At 54.3% G+C, this 19,812-nt stretch carries 12 protein-coding genes; 1 reads left to right on the top strand and 11 read right to left on the bottom strand.

Features of this window, described 5'->3' with window-relative positions:
- Positions 1-8: 8 nt before the first annotated feature.
- The 4 genes from FBR45_RS07900 to FBR45_RS07885 form a co-directional block, all read right to left on the bottom strand.
- Positions 9-3,002, bottom strand: a complete 2,994-nt coding sequence (locus FBR45_RS07900; protein WP_138500911.1) for a SusC/RagA family TonB-linked outer membrane protein — start codon at positions 3,000-3,002, stop codon at positions 9-11.
- Between the two features lie 206 nt (positions 3,003-3,208).
- Entirely contained in the window at positions 3,209-3,946 is a 738-nt protein-coding gene (locus FBR45_RS07895; protein WP_138500909.1) for an IclR family transcriptional regulator, read from the bottom strand.
- 235 nt (positions 3,947-4,181) lie between these two features.
- Positions 4,182-5,135 carry an acetyl-CoA carboxylase carboxyltransferase subunit alpha gene (locus FBR45_RS07890; protein WP_138500907.1) on the bottom strand — a complete coding sequence of 318 codons (954 nt, stop codon included), beginning with the start codon at positions 5,133-5,135 and terminating at the stop codon, positions 4,182-4,184.
- 62 nt (positions 5,136-5,197) lie between these two features.
- Positions 5,198-6,625, bottom strand: a complete 1,428-nt coding sequence (locus FBR45_RS07885; protein ID WP_077919989.1) for an MBL fold metallo-hydrolase RNA specificity domain-containing protein — start codon at positions 6,623-6,625, stop codon at positions 5,198-5,200.
- A 188-nt stretch (positions 6,626-6,813) separates the two neighbouring features.
- On the opposite strand from FBR45_RS07885, the gene dacB reads away from it, so the two are divergent.
- Positions 6,814-8,325: a D-alanyl-D-alanine carboxypeptidase/D-alanyl-D-alanine endopeptidase gene (gene dacB / locus FBR45_RS07880; protein ID WP_429653521.1), complete on the top strand. Its 1,512-nt coding sequence runs from the start codon at positions 6,814-6,816 to the stop codon at positions 8,323-8,325.
- Between the two features lie 160 nt (positions 8,326-8,485).
- On the opposite strand, the gene FBR45_RS07875 is transcribed toward dacB, so the two are convergent.
- From FBR45_RS07875 to FBR45_RS07845, 7 genes are all read right to left on the bottom strand, one after another.
- Complete coding sequence (locus FBR45_RS07875) at positions 8,486-9,901, bottom strand: RagB/SusD family nutrient uptake outer membrane protein (protein ID WP_246082148.1); 1,416 nt, start codon at positions 9,899-9,901, stop codon at positions 8,486-8,488.
- Between the two features lie 14 nt (positions 9,902-9,915).
- Positions 9,916-13,083, bottom strand: coding sequence for a SusC/RagA family TonB-linked outer membrane protein (locus tag FBR45_RS07870; protein ID WP_246082147.1), 3,168 nt, complete (start codon positions 13,081-13,083; stop codon positions 9,916-9,918).
- Positions 13,084-13,556: 473 nt separating this feature from the next.
- The gene (locus FBR45_RS07865; RefSeq protein ID WP_138500901.1) at positions 13,557-16,103 is read right to left on the bottom strand and encodes a TonB-dependent receptor; all 2,547 of its coding nucleotides are present in this window, start codon (positions 16,101-16,103) and stop codon (positions 13,557-13,559) included.
- A 598-nt stretch (positions 16,104-16,701) separates the two neighbouring features.
- Positions 16,702-17,166, bottom strand: a complete 465-nt coding sequence (locus FBR45_RS07860; protein WP_138500899.1) for a response regulator — start codon at positions 17,164-17,166, stop codon at positions 16,702-16,704.
- Complete coding sequence (locus FBR45_RS07855; RefSeq protein ID WP_246082146.1) at positions 17,120-18,601, bottom strand: sensor histidine kinase; 1,482 nt, start codon at positions 18,599-18,601, stop codon at positions 17,120-17,122. Before FBR45_RS07855 ends, FBR45_RS07860 begins: the two co-directional genes overlap by 47 nt.
- Before the next feature lie 94 nt (positions 18,602-18,695).
- A complete protein-coding gene (hslV, locus tag FBR45_RS07850; protein WP_138500897.1) occupies positions 18,696-19,235 on the bottom strand; it encodes an ATP-dependent protease subunit HslV in 540 nt (179 codons plus the stop codon).
- 102 nt (positions 19,236-19,337) lie between these two features.
- Positions 19,338-19,811 carry an Lrp/AsnC ligand binding domain-containing protein gene (locus FBR45_RS07845; RefSeq protein ID WP_077920109.1) on the bottom strand — a complete coding sequence of 158 codons (474 nt, stop codon included), beginning with the start codon at positions 19,809-19,811 and terminating at the stop codon, positions 19,338-19,340.
- Between the last annotated feature and the right edge of the window lies 1 nt (position 19,812).

Below are 19,812 nucleotides of genomic sequence, written 5' to 3'. Positions count from 1 at the left end.
CAAACTCATTAAAATCCTACGCGCAGGCCGAACGTAACGGCTTTGGAGGTCGGGTAGCTGTAGTGATCGATACCCTGACCGATGGAGTTGGCACCACCCTGCGAGTTCGTCTCGGGGTCCCACCAGGAGTACCTGGTGAAGGTGAGCAGGTTCTGACCGCTGGCGTAGATCTGCGCGTTTCGCATCCAGCTGACGCCCCACTGTTGCAGGGGCAGGTTATAGGCGAGCTGAATGTTACGCAGGCGCAGAAACGAGCCATCTTCAACCAGCCGGTTCGAGTAGTTATAGGTGTTGGAGCGGGAAATGACCGGGTACTTAGCGTTGGGCCGGTCGGGCGTCCAGTGATTGGTAAAGACCTCTCTCGGCATATTCAGCCCGAATCCGTAGTCGAGGGTATTATTGATCGAGCTAACGTTGAGCAGATCGTTCCCCTGAGACCCCTGCCAGAACATGGTCAGCTCCAGGCCTTTGAACGACATCGTGGAGTTAAGCCCGTAGATAAAGTCCGGGTTTGGATTACCGATGATGGCTTTATCGAGCTGGTTGATGACCTTGTCGCCGTTCAGATCCTGATAAACGACCCGCCCCTGCTCGTTGTAGCCATTTTCGAGGTAACCGAAAAAGACGCTCATCGGCTGTCCCTCGCGCAGCAGGTTAGCAGCATCGCTGATCAGCGTTACGCCCACGTTACCACCCAGAATGTCTTTGCCGCCGTACAGTTTGATAACTTTATTTCGGTTGAAGGCAATGTTACCGCTCAGGTCCCACTTGAAGGCTTTGTCGATCACCCGCGCGTCGAGGGCCACTTCCAGCCCTTTGTTCTGGATTTCGCCCACGTTCTGGATGGTGCTGGTAAAGCCAAAGCCGACCGGCAGCTGTACCGTATTCAGCAGATCAAAGGTATTCTTGATGTAATAGTCGAGGGTGAGCCGGTAGCGGTTGTTGAAGAACCCGGCGTCAATCCCGAAGTCGGTTTGTTCGGTAGTTTCCCATTTCAGGTTACCGGGCAGTACGGTACCGGGCGCAAAGGTGTTGTAGAGGGCATCATCAAATACCGTCTTACCGGCCAGGAGGTTGTTCAGCGTAGCATAGGGGTTGATGGCCTGACTACCGGTACGACCCCAGCTGGCTCTCACCTTCAGGTCGCTAATGAAGGCTGAGCTCTTCAGAAAATCCTCTTCCGACACCCGCCAGGCCAGCGCACCCGATGGGAAATACCCCCATTTGTTCCCCTCGCTGTAGCGAGACGAACCGTCGGCCCGGAAACTGGCCGTCAGCAGGTATTTATTGTCGTAGCTGTAATTGACCCGGCCCAGGTACGACAGCAGGGTGGCGAACGAATAGCCCGAACTCGGAATACCGGGCGTATTGGCCGAACCCAGGTTGTAGGTTTCGGTAACGTTGCTCAGAAAGCCATTTCCCGACCCACCCAGCGAGGTGTTCAGGAAGTCCTGATAGGTCAGCCCCACAACGGCGGAGATGCTGTGCTTCTGTGCCAGCGTTTTGAGATAACTGATGGTATTTTCGCTCAGCAGGCTGGTGCCGCGCGTGCTCGATACACTGGCGCTCCCCTGCGAGTTAATAAACTGGGTAGAGGTGTAAAAATCAGACCGGTCGTCGCTGTTCTCGATCCCGCCCGACAGTTTGATCGATAACCCATCGACGGGCTTGAACGTCAGGGCTGCGTTGGCCAGTACCCGGTTAGCGTCGATCCGATCGGTTTGCTGGTAGATGTAGTTGAGCGGGTTGATCAGTACGTTCGAGATGAACGGATAGGCCGTTGCCAGCACCCGGTAGGTGCCGTCGTCGTTATAGGGGGTGAGCGTGGGAGGAGCCGATATGGCCGCCGAAATCAGCGAACCGCCCCGGTTGCCGCCCCCGTTGTTCTGCCGGCTGGTCTGGATTTTGGTTAGGGTAGCGCCATAGGTCAGGTTGAATTTCTTGCTGATATCAGACGTGACGTTGGCCCGGAGCGAGTAGCGTTTGTAATCACTGTTGATCAGGATACCATCCTGATTGAAGATGCTGCCACCGACCGAAAAACGGGTTTTCTCATTACCCCCGCTGACGGTCAGGTTGTGCGTTTGCATGGGCGCTTTCCGGAAAATCAGGTTCTGCCAGTCGAACCCCTCGCCAAACGAGTCGATCTGGGCCTGGGTAAAGTAGGGAGCCAGCCTGTCGTTGGCGGCCTGCTCGTTATAAAAGGTAGCGTACTCCCTGGCATTCATCAGGTCCAGCTTTTTACGCAGGCTCTGCACGCTGTAACTCCCTTCGTAATCTACCCGCATCTGCCCGGCTTTGCCCTGCCGGGTGGTAATCAGTACGACGCCGTTTGCTCCGCGCGATCCGTAAATGGCCGTGGCCGAGGCATCTTTCAGGATTTCAATACTTTCGATATCGCTGTTGTTCAGAATGGTGGGGTTACTGCCCGAGGTCGGAAACCCGTCAATTACGTACAGCGGCTCATTACTGCCCTGCACCGAGTTGGTACCCCGAATGCGCACGCTGACCGCAGCGCCAGGAGCTCCGGTATTCTGAATAACCTGCACCCCCGGTGCGCGCCCCGAAAGCGCCTGCAGCACGTTGGTGGCCGGAAATGCGTTGATATCCTTTGCCTTCACGGAGGCCAGGGAACCCGTCAGATCCGACTTTCTCACCGTTCCGTAACCCACGACGACCACCTCGTTGAGCGACTTATTATCTTCTTCCAGGGAAACCTCCAGCTGCGTACGGCCGCCAACTTCCACCCGCTGGGTTACGTAGCCGATATAGGAGAAAACCACCGTGCTGTTCCCCGAAGGCAGGTTCAGCCGGTACGCGCCATTGGCATCGGTGCTGGTGCCGGTGGTCGTTCCTTCAACGGAAACGTTCACCCCAGGGAGCGCAACACGGGAGTCGCCCGTTACGACCTTACCTGTCAGGGTAATGGACTGGCTCTGGACTGCTACTGAGACGAGGGCTAATAACCCCATCAGTACCAGGCATTGTAGTTTTGATTGCATAGGGTTTAGTAATTTTTATATTATAAAATTTAATACCATATTGATAGGCAAATAAAATTACTCTTTCCTCTTTCTCAAAGGATTCAGTCATATTTTTTTTTATATATTCTTGGAAATAGCCAAGAAATAAAAAACGCCCGCTGCAAGTAGCGGGCGTATGGAGTAATTTTATGATTATCTATGAGCCGATCAAGGCCGCTAGCCGTTTAGACTAACCTGGCAGATATCCGGTTGGCGGTGTTACGCAGTTCCTGAACGACCCGCGCTTTATCGGTAACCATGTATCGATATTCGGGCATGTATATGCTCAGACTGGCCACTACCCGATCTGCTTTCCGAACCGGCACCGCCAGCCCTACCACCTGTCGTCCGGTGGTGGTCTGGATAGCCAGTTCTTCACGCCTGATCAAATCGATGGCCTGTTGAAAGTGGCCTGGACTGGCGGCTTCGGTCCAGATGTCTGCCGTGGGTAATCCGTACCGGGCGGTATACTTTACCAGTTCGGCGTCGGTATGAAAAGCCAGCAACAGACGGCCTGAGGCCGTATTATAAGCATCTTTCTGATCGGGCGTGCGTACCTGCAGATCGTGTTCGGAGAAAGTACGGAGCAGGACGATGCGCTGATTTCCTTTCAGGGCGGCCAGTAAGGTATTCTCGTTAAGGAGCGTCGTAAGCCGGTCCATCTCGTCGGTGGCGGCCTCAACGATGTCTTTCCGGTAATTATCGTTCCCAGTCAGCGCATAGGCCTTAGCCCCCAGTATATACCCTTTCTTGGCACCGATCTGTTCAATGAAATCACGACTGACCAGCGTCTTCAGAATGTTGGCGCAGGTACCATGATTTAGTCCAACAGCATCGGCTATATCCCCCAGCGCCTTGGGTCTATCGGGGTCCTGGGCAATGTACTCGATAATATCAATGGCCCGATTGATAACCTGAATCATATTTAATTTTATATTATAAAACAAAGCTAACGACACTAATGAATATGTCAATAGGCAAATCGTGATTTTCTCCCCCTTATTTATCTATCGCTTTCTATTGACGGTCTCCGCATCAGCCTGCAACGCGCGCGGCCCTTTCGGTGTGTCGTAGCACTTACCTGATGTTGACCGTACCTCAACAAAAAATCCGCGGAGACAATCTCCGCGGATTCCTGTTAAGCTAATAAATACGGGTCTATTCGACCACCACGCCCATGCTGCAGAATTTCTCGATCCGCTGTTCGATACGCGTCTGGGGGTCCAGGGCGTTCAGTTCGGCCAGCGTGTCCAGGATCACCGTTTTGAGGTGGCTGGCCATCTCAGAATGATCGTTGTGGGCACCACCCAGGGGTTCGTCCACAATACCGTCGACGAGCTGGGCAGCCTGCATGTCGCGGGCGGTTAGTTTGAGGGCTTCGGCAGCCTGCTCTTTAAAATTCCAGCTACGCCACAGGATCGATGAACACGATTCGGGCGAAATGACCGAATACCACGTATTCTCGAGCATCAGCACCCGATCACCGATGGCAATACCCAGGGCACCCCCCGAGGCTCCTTCGCCAATGATTATACAGATGACCGGTACCGTAAGCATGAACATCTCTTTCAGGTTCCGGGCAATGGCTTCGCCCTGTCCGCGCTCTTCGGCTTCGAGGCCCGGGAAAGCGCCCGGCGTGTCGATGAGCGTGATGATGGGCTTGTTAAATTTCTCGGCCAGTTTCATCAGTCGCAGGGCTTTCCGGTATCCTTCGGGGTTAGCCATACCGAAGTTACGCTGTTGCCGCTGCTTGGTATTACGGCCTTTCTGCTGACCGATAACCATGACGGTCTGACCGCCCAGTTCACAGAAACCACCCACCATGGCCGGATCGTCGCGTACCGTTCGGTCGCCGTGCAGTTCGATGAACTGATCGCACATGAGTGAGATATAATCGAGCGTATAGGGTCGGTCCGGGTGGCGTGAGAGCTGTACGCGCTGCCAGCGGGTCAGGTTCTGGAAAATTTCCTGGCGCAGTTTATCAATGCTCTGCTCCAGTACGTGTACCGCTTCGCTGACATTGACGTTACTGGTCTGGGCTAACCGTTTGGTTTCTTCCAGCCGGGATTCAAGGTCGGCAATCGGTTTTTCAAAGTCGAGGTACGTTCTCATCGTTACTAGGTGATGGGCAATGAGCAATGGGCGATGAACGGCATACGATCATCGCCCATTGCTCACAAATCAAAAGTTTCTCCTTTTTTGGGGATAACAACCTGGGGGTAGCCGGTTTCGGCCAGGGTATCACGGAAAGCCTCCATGCTATCGAACTCGCCATGAACCAGAAAAATACGTTTGAGCGTTTCGGGCGACTGCATACTGACGAAATTCAGCAGATCGTCGCGGTCGCCATGGCCGCTGAAAACGTCGACTTTTTCGATATTGGCCAGCACCTGATGGTCTTTCCCTTTGATGCTCAGGGTTTGCTGTCCGTTCAGCAGCCGCCATCCAAGCGTCCCTTCGGCGCAGTAGCCTATGATCAGGATAGTCGAGTACGGATTGCTGATGTTTTCGGCCACGTGGTATTCAACCCGACCACCCTGTACCATGCCTGACGACGAGATGATGATGCAGGGCTCGCCAAAGTTCGACACGGCTTTGCTGGCTTTGGAAGACTCCAGAAACTGAAAATTCTGGAAATCGAACAGAGCCTCGTTCTCCTTATAAAACGCCTTGGCCTCCCCGCTCAGCATCTTGACGTGCTGGAGATAGATTTTGGAACTCTCGAACGCCATGGGGCTATCGGAGAACACCCTGATGGGCGGAAAGTCACGTTCGGTGTAGAGCCGGTTCAGGGTGTACAGCAGTGCCTGCGTACGGCCTACGCTGAACGACGGAATGATCAGCCGGCCCGGAATATCGATGCAGGTCCGCTGGATAACGTCGGCCAGCGCGTCTTCGGGACTCATGTGGTTCTCGTGGAGCCGGTTCCCGTAGGTGCTTTCGCAGATAAGGTAATCGACGGGCGGCACCGGAGCCGGATCGACCAGCAGCGGGTAGTTTTTGCGGCCAATATCGCCCGAAAAACAGATGCTTTTCTGCTCGCCGTTTTCGACCACGTTGATGACGATATGAGCCGCTCCCAGCAGGTGGCCAGCCGGAATAAACGTCACATCGATGCCATCGGTCAGCCGGAATTTGCGGTTGAAAGCAATGGGCACTACATTTTCCATGGCCTCCCGCACCTGCCGGTCCAGGAAGAGGTCTTTCTGCATCTGCGCCTGCCGATCTTTGACGCGTTGTTTTTTACTGGCGTTCAGCTCGTTGATTCGCTTTTGATTGAGCGAAGCCGCATCTTTCAGCAAAACGTTGGTCAGGGCAAAGGTGGGTTCGGTACAGAGGATCTGTCCTTCATAACCTTCGCGAAACAGATTGGGCAGATTACCGGAATGGTCTACGTGTGCGTGGGTCAGCAACACGACGTTAATACTCGAAGCCTCAAACGGGAAGAAACCTGTTTGCGGAGTGATTGGGGCAGCCTGGCCGTTGGTTTTCGACCGTTCAAGATCAGACCCACAGTCAACCAGGATGCGGTAGTCGTCTATCTCCAGCAGATACATACTGCCGGTAACCTGCCGGGCCGCCCCCAGAAACGATACTTTCATGCGTACAGCGTTAGCTAATCAATGTCGTTGATTCAATGCTTCGGAAAAGGTGATTTTGACACAAGTTGGGTGGCGCGAAATCCGTAAGTTTGCAAAGCTACAAAATCAGGGGCGATTCCCCTAACCGCACGGAAACCTACAGTATGTACCCATTGCGACGCCGTTTAGTTCGATTCTACCCCTCCCTGTTGTTTTTACTTGTCGTCTGGTTTCCCGGGTTTCTGGTTCGGGCCGGTACGGATGGTCAGCCGGCCTCACCGCCCGATTCGCTGGCGACCCAGCGGCTCCTTCGCCAGATCGAGTCGTTTCAGGCGGGGCCCGCTGTCCGGTACGGTACAGTAGCGCTTTCGGTCAGGCGGGTGCGCGACGGCGAAGAACGAATCGGCTACAACGCCCGGCTGAGCCTGCCCTCAGCCTCTACCCTCAAACTCATTACCACGGCCACGGCCCTGGCGGTACTGGGTCCGAACTATACCTATACTACCGCCCTCGAGTATGATGGCTCCATTAAAGACAGCGTACTGACGGGTAACCTTTACATCCGCGGAACCGGAGACCCGTCGCTGGGCAGCTGGCGTTTTCCCGCTTACTACGATCTGTCGGCGCTGCTGAAGAGCTGGTCCGAAGCTGTACGGGCGGCCGGCATCCGCCAGATTCGGGGGGTTGTGGTGGGCGATGCCAGTCTCTACTCGGACCTGACTACGCCGGGTACCTGGCCCTTCGGTGACCTCGGCAACTACTACGGGGCCGGGCTGAGCGCCCTAAACATCAACGAGAACCTGTATCGCATCTTTTTCCGGCCGGGCAAATCGGTAGGCGCCCCTACCAGCGTCCTACGCACCGACCCACTCGTGCCCTACCTGACTTTCCAGAACACCGTCACGACCGACGCGGCCAAAACCGGCGACCAGGTCAATATTGTGGGCGCTCCGTTTCTGAACCTGCAGTGGCTTACCGGCAAGGTGCCCATGGGCGAGCCGGCCAACGAGTTCAGCGTAAAAGGGGCCCTGCCCGACCCGGCTTATTTTGCCGCCCACGCGCTTCGTCAACAACTGCTCCAGGACAGCGTTCTGGTACCGAATCTGCCCGTATCGATCGGTGGCGGCCAGTCGACTACCGTCGTATCATCCGGCACGCGCGTGGTCATCAATCAGCACCGGTCACCCACGCTGGCCGAACTGGCGCAGCAAACCAACTACCAGAGTATCAACCTCTACGCCGAAGCCCTGATCCGAACGGCCACGCGTCAACTCGATAAAACCGTGGGAACAACCGACGCCAGTGTGGACGCGCTAACGGCATTCTGGCAGAAAAAAGGGGTTAACCTCGACGGATTCCGTATTCATGACGGCAGCGGCCTGTCTACCACTGGTGCCCTCACAGCCGACAATATGACGGGTATTCTCAGCGCTATGGCGCGGGAGCCTTCGTTCTCCGCATTCTACGAAACCATACCGGTAGTTGGGCAGACGGGGACCGTGCGTTCGCTGGCCCGGGGTACGGCCGCTGCCGGTAACATTCGGGCCAAGAGCGGGTCGATTGAAGGCGTCAGAGCCTACGCCGGGTACTTTACCGCAACCGACGGCGAGCGCATGTCGTTCTGCGTACTGGTCAATAAGTTTACCCCCGGCCAGAATCGCGCGGTAACCACCGAACTGGAAACAATTTTTCTGGGACTGGTGGGGCTGTCCGGCAACTAGACTACTACCGCTTGCCTACCGATAACCGCCCCGGCAAAATTCGTATTCTATCAATTCGCCAAAAGCCCTTCCGGTTTTGTGAGCTATTTCACAAAACCGGAAGGGCTTTTGGTTACAGGAAGCGCTGCCGGGTTTAGCCGCAGTCGTAACTGTTCAACTCTCAGTAACCCGGATTCTGGGGAAACGTGGCGGGGTTGTTATACACGTCGATTTCAGCCTGCGGAATGGGGTAGATGAGCCGGTTGGCTGGCACCGTAATACCGGTTACTTTGATGGCCTCTACGGCCCGGCCCGTCCGGATCAGATCGAACCAACGGTCCGACTCCAGCGCCAGTTCCAGCCGTCGTTCGTTGATAACGGCATCGCGGAAAGCCGCCTGGCTGGCGAGTTGCGCGGGCGTATACGGCTCTATACCAGCCCGGCTCCGCACCTGGTTGAGCGAGCGGAACGCATCGCCGTCGGGCTGGTAGCCCACCTCGTTCAGCGCTTCGGCATAGAGCAGCAACACATCGGCAAAGCGTAATACCGGAAAATCGTTACCGACGTCATTCGTTGCCGATACCTCATCGTAAAACTTGCGGGGTACAACGTTGACATTGCTCGGCACCGGCACCTGTACGGTCAGCGGCAACCGTTTATCACCAGCCGGGTAGGCCGACCGCAGCGATTTTTCGATGTTATCGCCGATGTTGGTCCCAAACCAGAGTGCGTGGCCTTCCGACACCCCGCCTACCCCTTTCCGAAACTTGATGGCAAATACGATCTCGGCGTTGTTTTTGTTGTTCACGGTAAACACGTCGGCAACATTAGCCAGCAGCCGATACGGACCACTGGTCACTACCTCGCGCAGGACTGGTATGGCCTGGCTGTATTTTTTCTCGGTAACCAGTACCTTTCCCAGCAACGCCCGCGCAGCCCCCGATGTGGCCCGCCCCACATCAGCACCGGTATAACCGGCGGGCAGGTTTGCAACCGCATCGGTCAGGTCTTTTTCGATGGCCGCGTACACCTCCGTTACCTCATTACGAACATACGAACGGGAATCGGCGGTAGTACCGGCCGTCAACACCAGCGGCACCCGCCCCCACAATCGTACCAGGTTAAAGTACGACAACGCCCGGATAAACTGGGCTTCGCCCCGGTAGCGGGCTTTCAAATTGGCATCGATGTTGACCGCGTCGATCTTGTCGAGAATCAGATTGGTTCGGTTGATGCCAGTATAGAGACTCCCCCAGGTGTCGCGCAGAACGGTATTGGTAGTCGGCTCGATGAACCGGTCGATGTTATACCGCAGACCCGCGTTCGACGACGGGTCGTTATCCAGCACATTATCGCTGCGGGCTTCTACAATCGTGTTGAAATCGCCACCGTACTGATTGGGTGATTGCAGGGCGTCATAAGCCCCATTCACGGCATTGTTGAAGTCATTGGCAGTTTGGTAAAAGTTGTCGACGTTGGGCTGCGACTGTGGTTTCAGATCCAGAAAATCGCTCCGGCAGGCAGCCAGACCAAGCACAATGAGGGTGGCCATAGCCGTTTGATGGCCGAAAGCGCGAACAAACGAATTGGTTTTCATGAGGACTACGGGGGTTAGAAGCTGAGGTTAAGGCCAACGGAAGTAGTACGGGCCAGGGGATACGTACCATAGTCCTCGCCGGCCGACAGGGCATTATCGGGACGGGCGCTCACCTCGGGGTTATAACCGATGTATTTCGTGAACGTGAATGGGTTCTGGGTTGTGACATAAAGCCGGGCCCGGTTCAGGTGCAGCCGCTGCAGCAGTGCGGTGGGCAGCGTATACCCCAGCGTGATGGTCCGAACCCGCACAAACGAGCCGTCTTCGATATGCCAAGTCGATATTTCGCCGTTAGACCCCGTTTGCAGGCGGTTGGCGCGGTTGTGCGCTCCGTCGCCCGGGTTGGCTTCCGACTGCCAGCGATTCAGCGCCCCCCGGAACAGGTTGCCGTTGCCTTCCTGGTTGTAGATATACCGACGAATCAGGTTCAGGATTTTGTTTCCCTGCGTACCCTGCACCGTCACGCCCAGATCGAAACCGGCATAGGCGAAGGTATTGGTAAAGCCAAAAGTGTATTTGGGGAAATAGCTGCCCGTAACGGCCCGGTCGCTGCTGAAATCGATCCGGTTATCGCCATTTACATCAACGAAGCGAAAATCGCCGGGGCGGGTCGTTGTCGTGTGCGGATAAGCATCGATCTCGGCCTGGCTGTTAAACACGCCGTCGGTTTTCATGGTCCAGTACTGCCCGATGGGCTCACCAATGCGGGTAATGAACTGCGCGCCGGCAACCCCACCCGATACGATGATTGGATCGCCCGACGGACCGAGTGCTTTTACCCGGTTGCGATTGGCCGCTATATTGGCACTGGCGTTCCAGCGAAAACCCCCGAACGATTGCTGCGTACCCAGGGTCAGCTCAACTCCTTTGTTGTTCACCTTGCCAATATTCTGCAGTTCGGTACTGAACCCCGACGCTCTGGGCACCGGCACGTTCAGCAACAGATCAGACGTATTAGCATCGTAGTAATCAACGCTCAGGGTCAACCGGTTGCGGAAGAAGCTGGCATCGACACCAATATCGAGCATGGCCGTTTTTTCCCATTTGAGCTGATCATTGGCCGAGTTACCCGGAGCCAGACCGCTAACGAGCGTTTCGGAGCCCAGGATGTAGTTCTGGTAGTTCAGCAGGCTTACGGCCCCGTAGTTCGGTATCTGAAAATTACCCGTCAGGCCGTAGCTGGCGCGAAGTTTCAGATCACTGAGCCAGGTCGATGTTTTCAGAAACGGCTCCTGGGAAATGTTCCAGCCTGCCGATACGCTCGGGAAGTAGCCCCAGCGATTGGCCGCCCCGAAGCGCGAAGATCCGTCGGCCCGGATGGCGCCCGATAGCAGGTACTTCCCGTTATAGTCATACTGCACCCGCCCTAGGTACGACAGCAGCGACCACTCCTGAATATCGGAGCCCCCCGCCGACACCTGCCCGGCGTTGAGCGTCTGCACCAGGTCGTTAGGGAAATTGGTGGCGGTCAGTTCGGTAGCGGTTCGGCGGTCTTTTTGAGCCGAAAAACCCGCCAGTGCCGACAGGTTGTGCTGGCCGATGCTGCGGCTGTAGTTCAGCGTGTGTTCTACCAGCCAGTTGATGTAATTCTGCGTTCTGGAAAAACCGGTCGGTACAGATGGCCCTTTCCGATCGCGGATCTCGACGGTAGAAGGTCGGTAATAGTCGCGCTGGAAATTGTTGACATCCGCGCCGACATTGAGCCGGTACGAGAAGCCTTTCCCGATATCATACTGTGCATAGGCGTTCCCGAGCAATCGGAGGTGTCCCAGCTTGTCCTTTATCTCATTAGCTACCGCCACCGGGTTCAAAATAGACGTAGCGCCGTAACCCCAGCCGTTGGCATCGAAGTTATAGGTACCATTCGGGTTGTACACCGGCCAGATGGGTGCTATCTGAACGGCTAAGCCAATGACCCCATCGGCCAGATAAGGCCCTTCAGCCTTGATCAGATCGTGGTAGGAATAGGTAGGATTGAAATTGAATCCCACCGACAACCGACCGCTTTTTATATCGAGGTTGGCCCGGGCAGCGTACCGTTGATAACCCGAATTGATGACGATACCGCGCTGGTCGAGGTAGTTGCCCGAGACGTAATAGCGCACATTGGCATTGCCGCCCGAAATCGACAGCGTATGATTCTGAATGGGAGCTGTTCTGAAAATTTCGTCCTGCCAGTCAGTATTGGTCAGCCCAGCCTGGCCGCTCAGGTAGGGCACCACCTGGGGCGGAATCAGGGTGCTGGGCGCTCCTACTCCCCTATTCCTGATCTCGTTGCTGTCCGTAACCCGGCCCGTTGGATTTCGATCCAGGTAGGCATTGTTTTTCGCTTCCACGTTGAGCGTCGCGTACTCATAGGCGTTGAGCAGATCCAGCTTTTTCGATACCTGCTGGAACCCGACGAAACTATCGTAGCTGATGATGGTCTTGCCCTCCCGGCCCCGCTTCGTAGAGATCAGTACCACCCCGTTCGAGCCGCGCGACCCGTATATAGCCGCGGCCGAGGCATCTTTCAGTACCTCAATACTCTCGATATCATCCGTGTTGATCGTACTCAACACATTGATTGGATTGTCGGGAAACTGGGTACTCGTACTGCCTGTTGCAAACTTCGTGTCCCGCGACAGCGGGACGCCGTCAATTACGTAAAGCGGGTCGAGCCCGGCACTGATAGACCCGGTACCGCGTACCCGTACCTGCAGAGCCGCTCCCGGCGCGCCCGAAGTCTGAGTAACCTGAACGCCCGCAATCTTGGCCGCCAGCGCATTATCGAAACTGACGACGGGCTGGTTAGCCAGGTCCCGGGCCCGTACTGAACCGATGGCAGTCGTTACATCGCGCCGGTTTTGCACACCATAGCCAACCACCACGACTTCACTCAGCGCATTATCGGCACTGCTGAGCTTCGCATCGACGACGGTCCGATTGCCCACGGCTACCTCGAGCGGCTGATAACCGATAAACGAAAACACCAGGGTTGAAGAGCCAGCGCTGGCCGGTACCGACATTCGATAGTTTCCCTGTGCATCGGTAGTAGCACCGGTATTGGTGCCCTTGATCTGCACCGTTGCCCCGGCCAGGGCTTCACCCGACCCGGCGTCCGTAACGGCTCCTGTAACCGTGGTTTGGGCCCAGCCGGTCGATACGGTCAGAAAAAACCCAATCAGACCTATTACTGACAATTTCCATCGGGACGGCCTTTTTGCTGGTAACGAATTCATCATACACGAGAGATTGATTTAGGGGTGATACACAAATGGAGGAATGAACAGGCTCCGCTCCGGATTTGCCGATAGCGGGCAGTATTGCAGAAGATGGAATGGCAAAGCTCGCTCTTACTATCATTAGCCAACAGGCAGCATTGGAAGAAGTACGATCATTATCCAGCCATGAGCGATATGCAGACGGAGATTTTCTGTGAATGTAATGCAGATACCCAAATTACACATTGTTTGCGCAATCCCGCTTATCCAGCAATAAATTCTGACCAGGACGTGTGCATCCCTCCCGGTTTGCTCACCGGCTTGCCTATTGCCGTACCTGTACAGCAGAAGGGGACAGCTCGTAACCCGCTCTATCCCATTCTTTTGTATCGATTCGTTCGTTGTTCCTGACGATCTGCACGCTGTGCCTTGTGTTCTTCCAGCTGATCTGGTTAAAACGAGTAGCGCAGGGTTGTACCAAAGGTTCTTGGATCGCCCAGCACGGCGGCATAGTGGCCCGCGTTACCAGCGGCTGGCAGCAACTGCTCGAAATAGTCTTTGTCCAGCAGGTTGCGTGACCAGAACAGAATGGATAACCCATTCGACGCCCGGAAACCGACCCGTGCATTCAACAGCGTGTACCCCTCAATATTCAGGTATTTTGACGGTGACGGACTCGACGAAAAGGAAGAGCGATAGTAGCTATCCAGCGCCAAGAAGAACCGGCCGCTCTGGCTCAGCAAGTTTCCGCCACCGCTGATTTCGCCACCGAGCGACCCGGCCCATTTCGAGATGCCTGGCAGGTCGCCCCCCGATATATCTTTAAAGGCCGACTCTCCACCCGTTTCTTCCAGGGGAACGGGTGCATTCTTGAACGACACGTATTTGCCATCAGTATAGGCCACGGCCCCGTAGAATGAGAGCCCGTTGCTTACCCGGATGTTGCCATCTACCTCTACTCCGACTACCCGCACCCGTTCAGCATTGGCCAGGTACCCCCGGTTCACCCCCACTTCGGCCGTCTGAACCTGCGTCTGAAAATCCTTAATATCGGTATTATGAAACACGACGTTCAGCGTAGACAATGGCGTTGGCCGGGTTTTCACCCCAACCTCAAAATGACTCACGTACTCAGGTTTAATGCGGGCCAGCTCGGTCAGCACCCGTCCGCTGGCAGTGGGCAGTCCCCCCAGGTTGACCCCAACCGGCTTATAGCTGTTCGAGTAGGTAGCAAATGAGTTGATTCGCGATGACACCTTGTAGGATAAGGTCAACTGACCCGACAGATTGCTCTCGTCTACGTTTGCCGTAAAGGCCTGATTCGTATAGACCGCATTTTTCAGCGCGATCAGCGCCGGATCTGTCGTTTGCAGCCCCCCGTAGGTTTGTCGGCTGAAATCGACCTGTTTTTCATCATAGTTGTAGCGGAGACCAGGCAGCAGGTGAAGCCGGTCGGTAATAGCCCAGTCGACCTGACCGAATACCGCAGCGCCGAAGCTTTTCAGCCGGGAGGTAGTTCTGATGCCAAACCCATCGAGCAGTCCGGGGGTTCGCCAGAGCGGACTCGTTGAACTTTGCGAAAAGCGCCATTGCGCTGAACCTGACTCTTCGGTATGAACGGGATCCGTCTTAAGGTCCTGTCCGATGGCAAAGACACCGACGACCCCACTCACACGGGGCGAAATGGCGCCGGCGTACCGAACCTCCTGCGTCCACTGCTCGTGGCGCGATGTGGCTGCCGACTTGCTCAGAACCGGCAGGCCCGTAAAGTCGCGGTCGTTAGAGGGGTCCCAGTTCCAATAACGCCAGGCAGTGGTTGAGGTCAGCGTTCCCGATCCGATCTTGGCGTCAACGTTGAGCGAAATACCACCCAGCTCGTTTCCCGACCGCCAGGGGGTGTCATGGTCAATGACCCGGTCGAACGGGTTTTGGCTGGGTAGTTTGTAATTCAGGTCGGCAATGATCTGGTTGAACTGCCGATAGGCCGGACGCAGCGTAGGCGCCACCCCCGCAACAACCTGCGCAAACCCATCCGGGCGCTGACTCGACACGTCGCCCGCCAGCGTTATACTGATTCTGTCGGTTGGCGTGAACAGCAGTTGTCCCCGACCGCCCAGGTTATTGAGATCATTGACGGGCTTCTGAGTAGCCACATTATAGAGCAGTCCGTTACGCTGGGTTCCCGAAAAGGACAACCGACCGGCTATCTTCCTGCTCAACGGGCCCGTTATCGAACTACGGGCCTGAATGTATCCGTAGTTACCATAGCTAACCTCCAGCGTAGCACCCGGCTGAAAACTGGCTGCCCGGGTGGTGATGTTGAAGGCGCCGGCCGTTGTATTCTTGCCAAAGAGGGTTCCCTGGGGGCCGCGCAGCACTTCTATCTGCTCAATATCAATAAAATCGAGCGTTGTTGCTGCCGGACGGGCGTAGTATACACCGTCTACGTAAAAACCCACTCCCGGATCGATTCCATCATTGGTGAGCCCGAAGGTCGATCCCAGGCCCCGGATGTTGAGCGTGGTGTTGCGCGGGTTAGACGAATAAAGCTGTACAGTAGGCACCAGTTCTTTCAGTCGGTTTACGTTAAATGCGCCCGCGTCTTCGACCAGCGCGCCCCGCACTACCGAAATCGGAATGGGCACATCCTGAGCGGACTCCTGCCGCCGGCGGGAGGTGATAACGACTTCAGACAGTTGATTGTCGTTTGCCAGGGTCAGCGATAACGGTGAATCGGGCAGTTTGGCGAGCAGAATTTCCTGAGGCTTAAACCCAACCGAACTGATACGAATGGTAAATGGAAATTCTTTACGGGCGGCAATGCTGAATTGTCCGGTCGCATCAGCAATTGCATAGGTGTTGGTACCTTTTATAACTACAGTTGCAGCCGCAACGGGCAGGCCTTCGTTATCTTTCACCCCGCCAACTACGACGCCCTGGGCGAATAAGGCACTAACAGAGAGGATAAAGAGAGTGATCAGAGGTAGTGTTTTTCTCATTGTGGATTGAATTATGCTGGTTTGTAAAATGCGTTCTTGTTTACGGCCAACAGCCGGCTGGTAAGTTGTTCATCACTTTTTAGGGTCGATACGCCACGGGCTTATCGCCTGTTTATGTTGATCCATCCCCACTTCCGGGTTATCTACAGACACACAAGCATCAATTAAACAGTTAATTCTATAGAGATTATAGATTATTATTATAAATAAATAAGCCAGTTGTTGGGCTGACTTATCGCAGGCCGGTAACCTTCAGTTTAGGTTACCGCTGGGCAAAAGTGGTATGGAAAATAATACGATCCAAGAAATAGCTAAAAAAATGACTATCAATAACTTACATAATAGTCTATCTAGTTTAAGGAGAATGCATGCAAATTCTGGCTATGATAGTCAGTACCGAAGTTCGGGGCTTCCCGGATGAAGTAGCTGTCCGGCGGTATTAGTATATTTACTGTGTAAAGCTACAAATTATGTATAAACCAGCCGTTTCCGCTGGGGTCGCTTTCTTGTATACTGTTTGTTGATAAGCTATAAACCAATGAGTCCCTGCTTTGGGCACACATCATAACGATCTATACCCAAAACAGAGACTCATTGGCTACTCGTCTCCCTGGTGCTCGCAGACGGTAACAACGCTAAACCAGTATTGACCGATCGCTTTTGTCACCTCGCTGAGTCGCTGGAAGGTAGGTGGTTTGGTAATAAAGCTGTTTGCCCCATTGTAGTAGGATGTTTCGATATCGTCTTTGGCATCTGAGGTTGTTAGAACGACAATGGGTATGTGACGAAACTGGTCATTCGCTTTGATCTCGCGCAGCGCTTCCCGGCCATCTTTCCGGGGCATGTTCAGGTCCAGTAGAATCAGCTCGGGCAGGGAGTGTTCAGCGCCAATATAGCGCCCCCGGTAATTCAGAAAATCAAGCAGATCTTCACCGTCTTCGGCAAACGAGATCCGGCTTGCGGGATAATGCTGATGAAATGCTTCACGCGTGAGGTAACGGTCGTCCTCGTCGTCGTCAACCAGCAGAATATGAATAGGCTTCGGTTGATTTTGTTCGGTCATGATTATGTAGTGGATGACTTTCGGGCAATACAATTACGAAGGAAGTCCCCTGTTTTGGTTTGCTGCGGGCCGTAATATAGCCCTGGTGATAGACGACTACCCGTTTGCAGATGGCCAGTCCAATGCCCGTTCCTTCAAATTCGCTTTTACCATGTAAACGCTGGAAGACCTTAAAAATATGGTCTAAATATTTTTCATCAAAGCCGATTCCGTTGTCCTCTACGGTAAATTCAAAATAGTTTCGCCCGGCAACTAAGCCGGGGTACTCAGCCCCGTCTACGGGAGTCGCGCTGATACGCAGCACAGGCTCCACATCGGGCCGAATGAATTTCAGTGCGTTTGAGATCAGGTTGGTAAACAGATGGTCCATTTGGCTGGTAACGGCATAAATAGTAGGTAATGGCCCCACCTCGACCCGAACACCCAACCCCTTTATACGTAACTCCTGATCGTCAAGAATCCGCTGAATCACCTCGTTCAGCCGAACCGGTTTAAAGTCTTCGCGATGACTGGAGATCCGCGAAAAGTTGAGCAGATCCTTAATCAGCTTGGACATCCGCTCCGCCGATGCACCAATCTTTCTCATAAACAGCAGACTGTCGCCCTCAAACAGGCTTCCGTACCGATCGGTGATCAGGTTGGAGAAAGCCTGTATTTTGCGCAGCGGTTCCTGCAGGTCATGGCTGGCTACGAAAGCAAATCGTTCCAGTTCTTCGTTCGAGGCTTCGAGTTGACGAATCTGCTCTTTCAACCTCCGTTCGTAGTCGCGCAGCTGGTCTTCGTTTTCCTGTCTGCGCAGCAGCTCAGCCTCCAGCAGTCGGTATAACACCACTACGGTCAGAAATGTCAGCAACGACAGCGCAAAAATGATAATCAGCGTATGCCGAAACGATCGGGTGGCCTGTCGGCTCCAGACCTCGACCAGACTACGTTCTGTTTCAACCATTACCGAAATTTGCCAGCGGATATCATCCATATACCGCTTGGCTTCCCGAATGAGTTTGAACCCATTGGTTTTATCGGTAGACGCTACCCCGATGCGGACCTGCGTAACGGCCAGCTTTGTCTGAATAAGCGTATCGATTTTAGTAACCCTGTTCAGCTGTACCCGATTGTCTTTCAGCAACAGCCGTAAGCGGTTCATATGCCCCGGCAGTGCCGTAACCGATGTCTGGTAGGGTTCCAGAAACGACGAATCTTTGGTGATGACGTAGCCACGCGCGCCAGCTTCAACGTCCTTGAGTAACGACAGGGTCTCATCCAGCGCTCCTATGACCTCATAGGTGTGCCGTACCCGTTCGGTATCCTGGCTGTATTGATGGTAGCTGTAGAATGATATAATGAACCCGACGGCTATGAGTACCAGAGCCGCAATGAACCCCAGCGCGATACGCCGGTTCATCAACGCGGGGGCCGTACGTCCGAGTATATTCATAAAAACCGTTGAGCACTATAGGCAACAAATATAGGAAAAAGCATAGTTTTTGTATAGCCGTAGTGACCTCACTCCTGCCCATACAAAGTGGCAACTAAAGTACCTCAACCATCAGATTATGGTTCGTATAGATGCATACATCAGCCGCAATATGCAGACTCTCCCGTACCATCTCTTCGGCCGATAGGTTAGCTGCGTGTTTCTTCAGCGCAACAGCCGCCGATTGGGCATATACGCCCCCGGAGCCGATAGCTGCAATGTCATTATCAGGCTCAATCACATCGCCCGTACCCGATACCATCAGCAGATCATCTTTAGAGGCTACGATCAGCATGGCTTCGAGCTTGCGCAAATACCGGTCGGTGCGCCAGTCTTTTGCCAGTTCGATAGCGGCCCGCTTCAGATTGCCGCCGTAGGCATTCAACTTTTCTTCGAATCGCTCAATCAGCGTAAACGCGTCGGCTGTTGAGCCAGCAAAACCGGCCAGTACTTTACCACCCAGCAATACCCGTACTTTACGGACATTACTCTTGGCAACGGTATTACCCATGGTAGCCTGTCCATCGGCTCCGAGAGCCACCTGCCCGTTATGACGGATTCCCACAACGGTTGTGGCGTGAATGATTGGTTGCATACATTAAGTTGTTGATGAATATAACGCCCTAAAACCGGTTTACAGTTCACAGAATCGTCGGTTAACTCCACAAAACCGGATACGGAAAAATCCGGTACGGCATCAGCTTTCAGCAAACGGAATGGGGCGGTTTACGCTCTCCTCGAGCGATATAAACGTTTCTGTGCGCTGAATACCGCTCACTTTCTGGATTTTATCGTGCAGCACTTCGCGCAGGTGCTGGGTATCGCGACAAACGATCTTGGCGAAGATGCTGTAAATTCCGGTCGTGTAATGGACGTTGACAACTTCTGGAATTTTTTCGAGCTGTTTGGAGACTTCGGCGTATAGCGAGCTTTTATCCAGGTAGATACCCAGAAACGCGCTGATGTCCCAGCCGAGTTTGGCATGGTCAATGACAAGCTGAGAACCACGCACAATACCCATCTGCTTCAATTTGTTCATCCGGACGTGAACAGTACCGCCCGATACGAAGATCCGCTTGCCAATTTCGGTGTACGCCATATTGGCATCCTGCATCAGTAAATTCAGTATTTTCAGGTCTGTATTGTCAATTTCTAAATTTTTCTCGGTCATT

Source organism: Spirosoma lacussanchae, from assembly GCF_005870035.1.
Taxonomy (GTDB): domain Bacteria; phylum Bacteroidota; class Bacteroidia; order Cytophagales; family Spirosomataceae; genus Spirosoma; species Spirosoma lacussanchae.
Note: the sequence above shows the minus strand (reverse complement) of the source record. Positions and strands in the feature narration are given on the sequence as shown.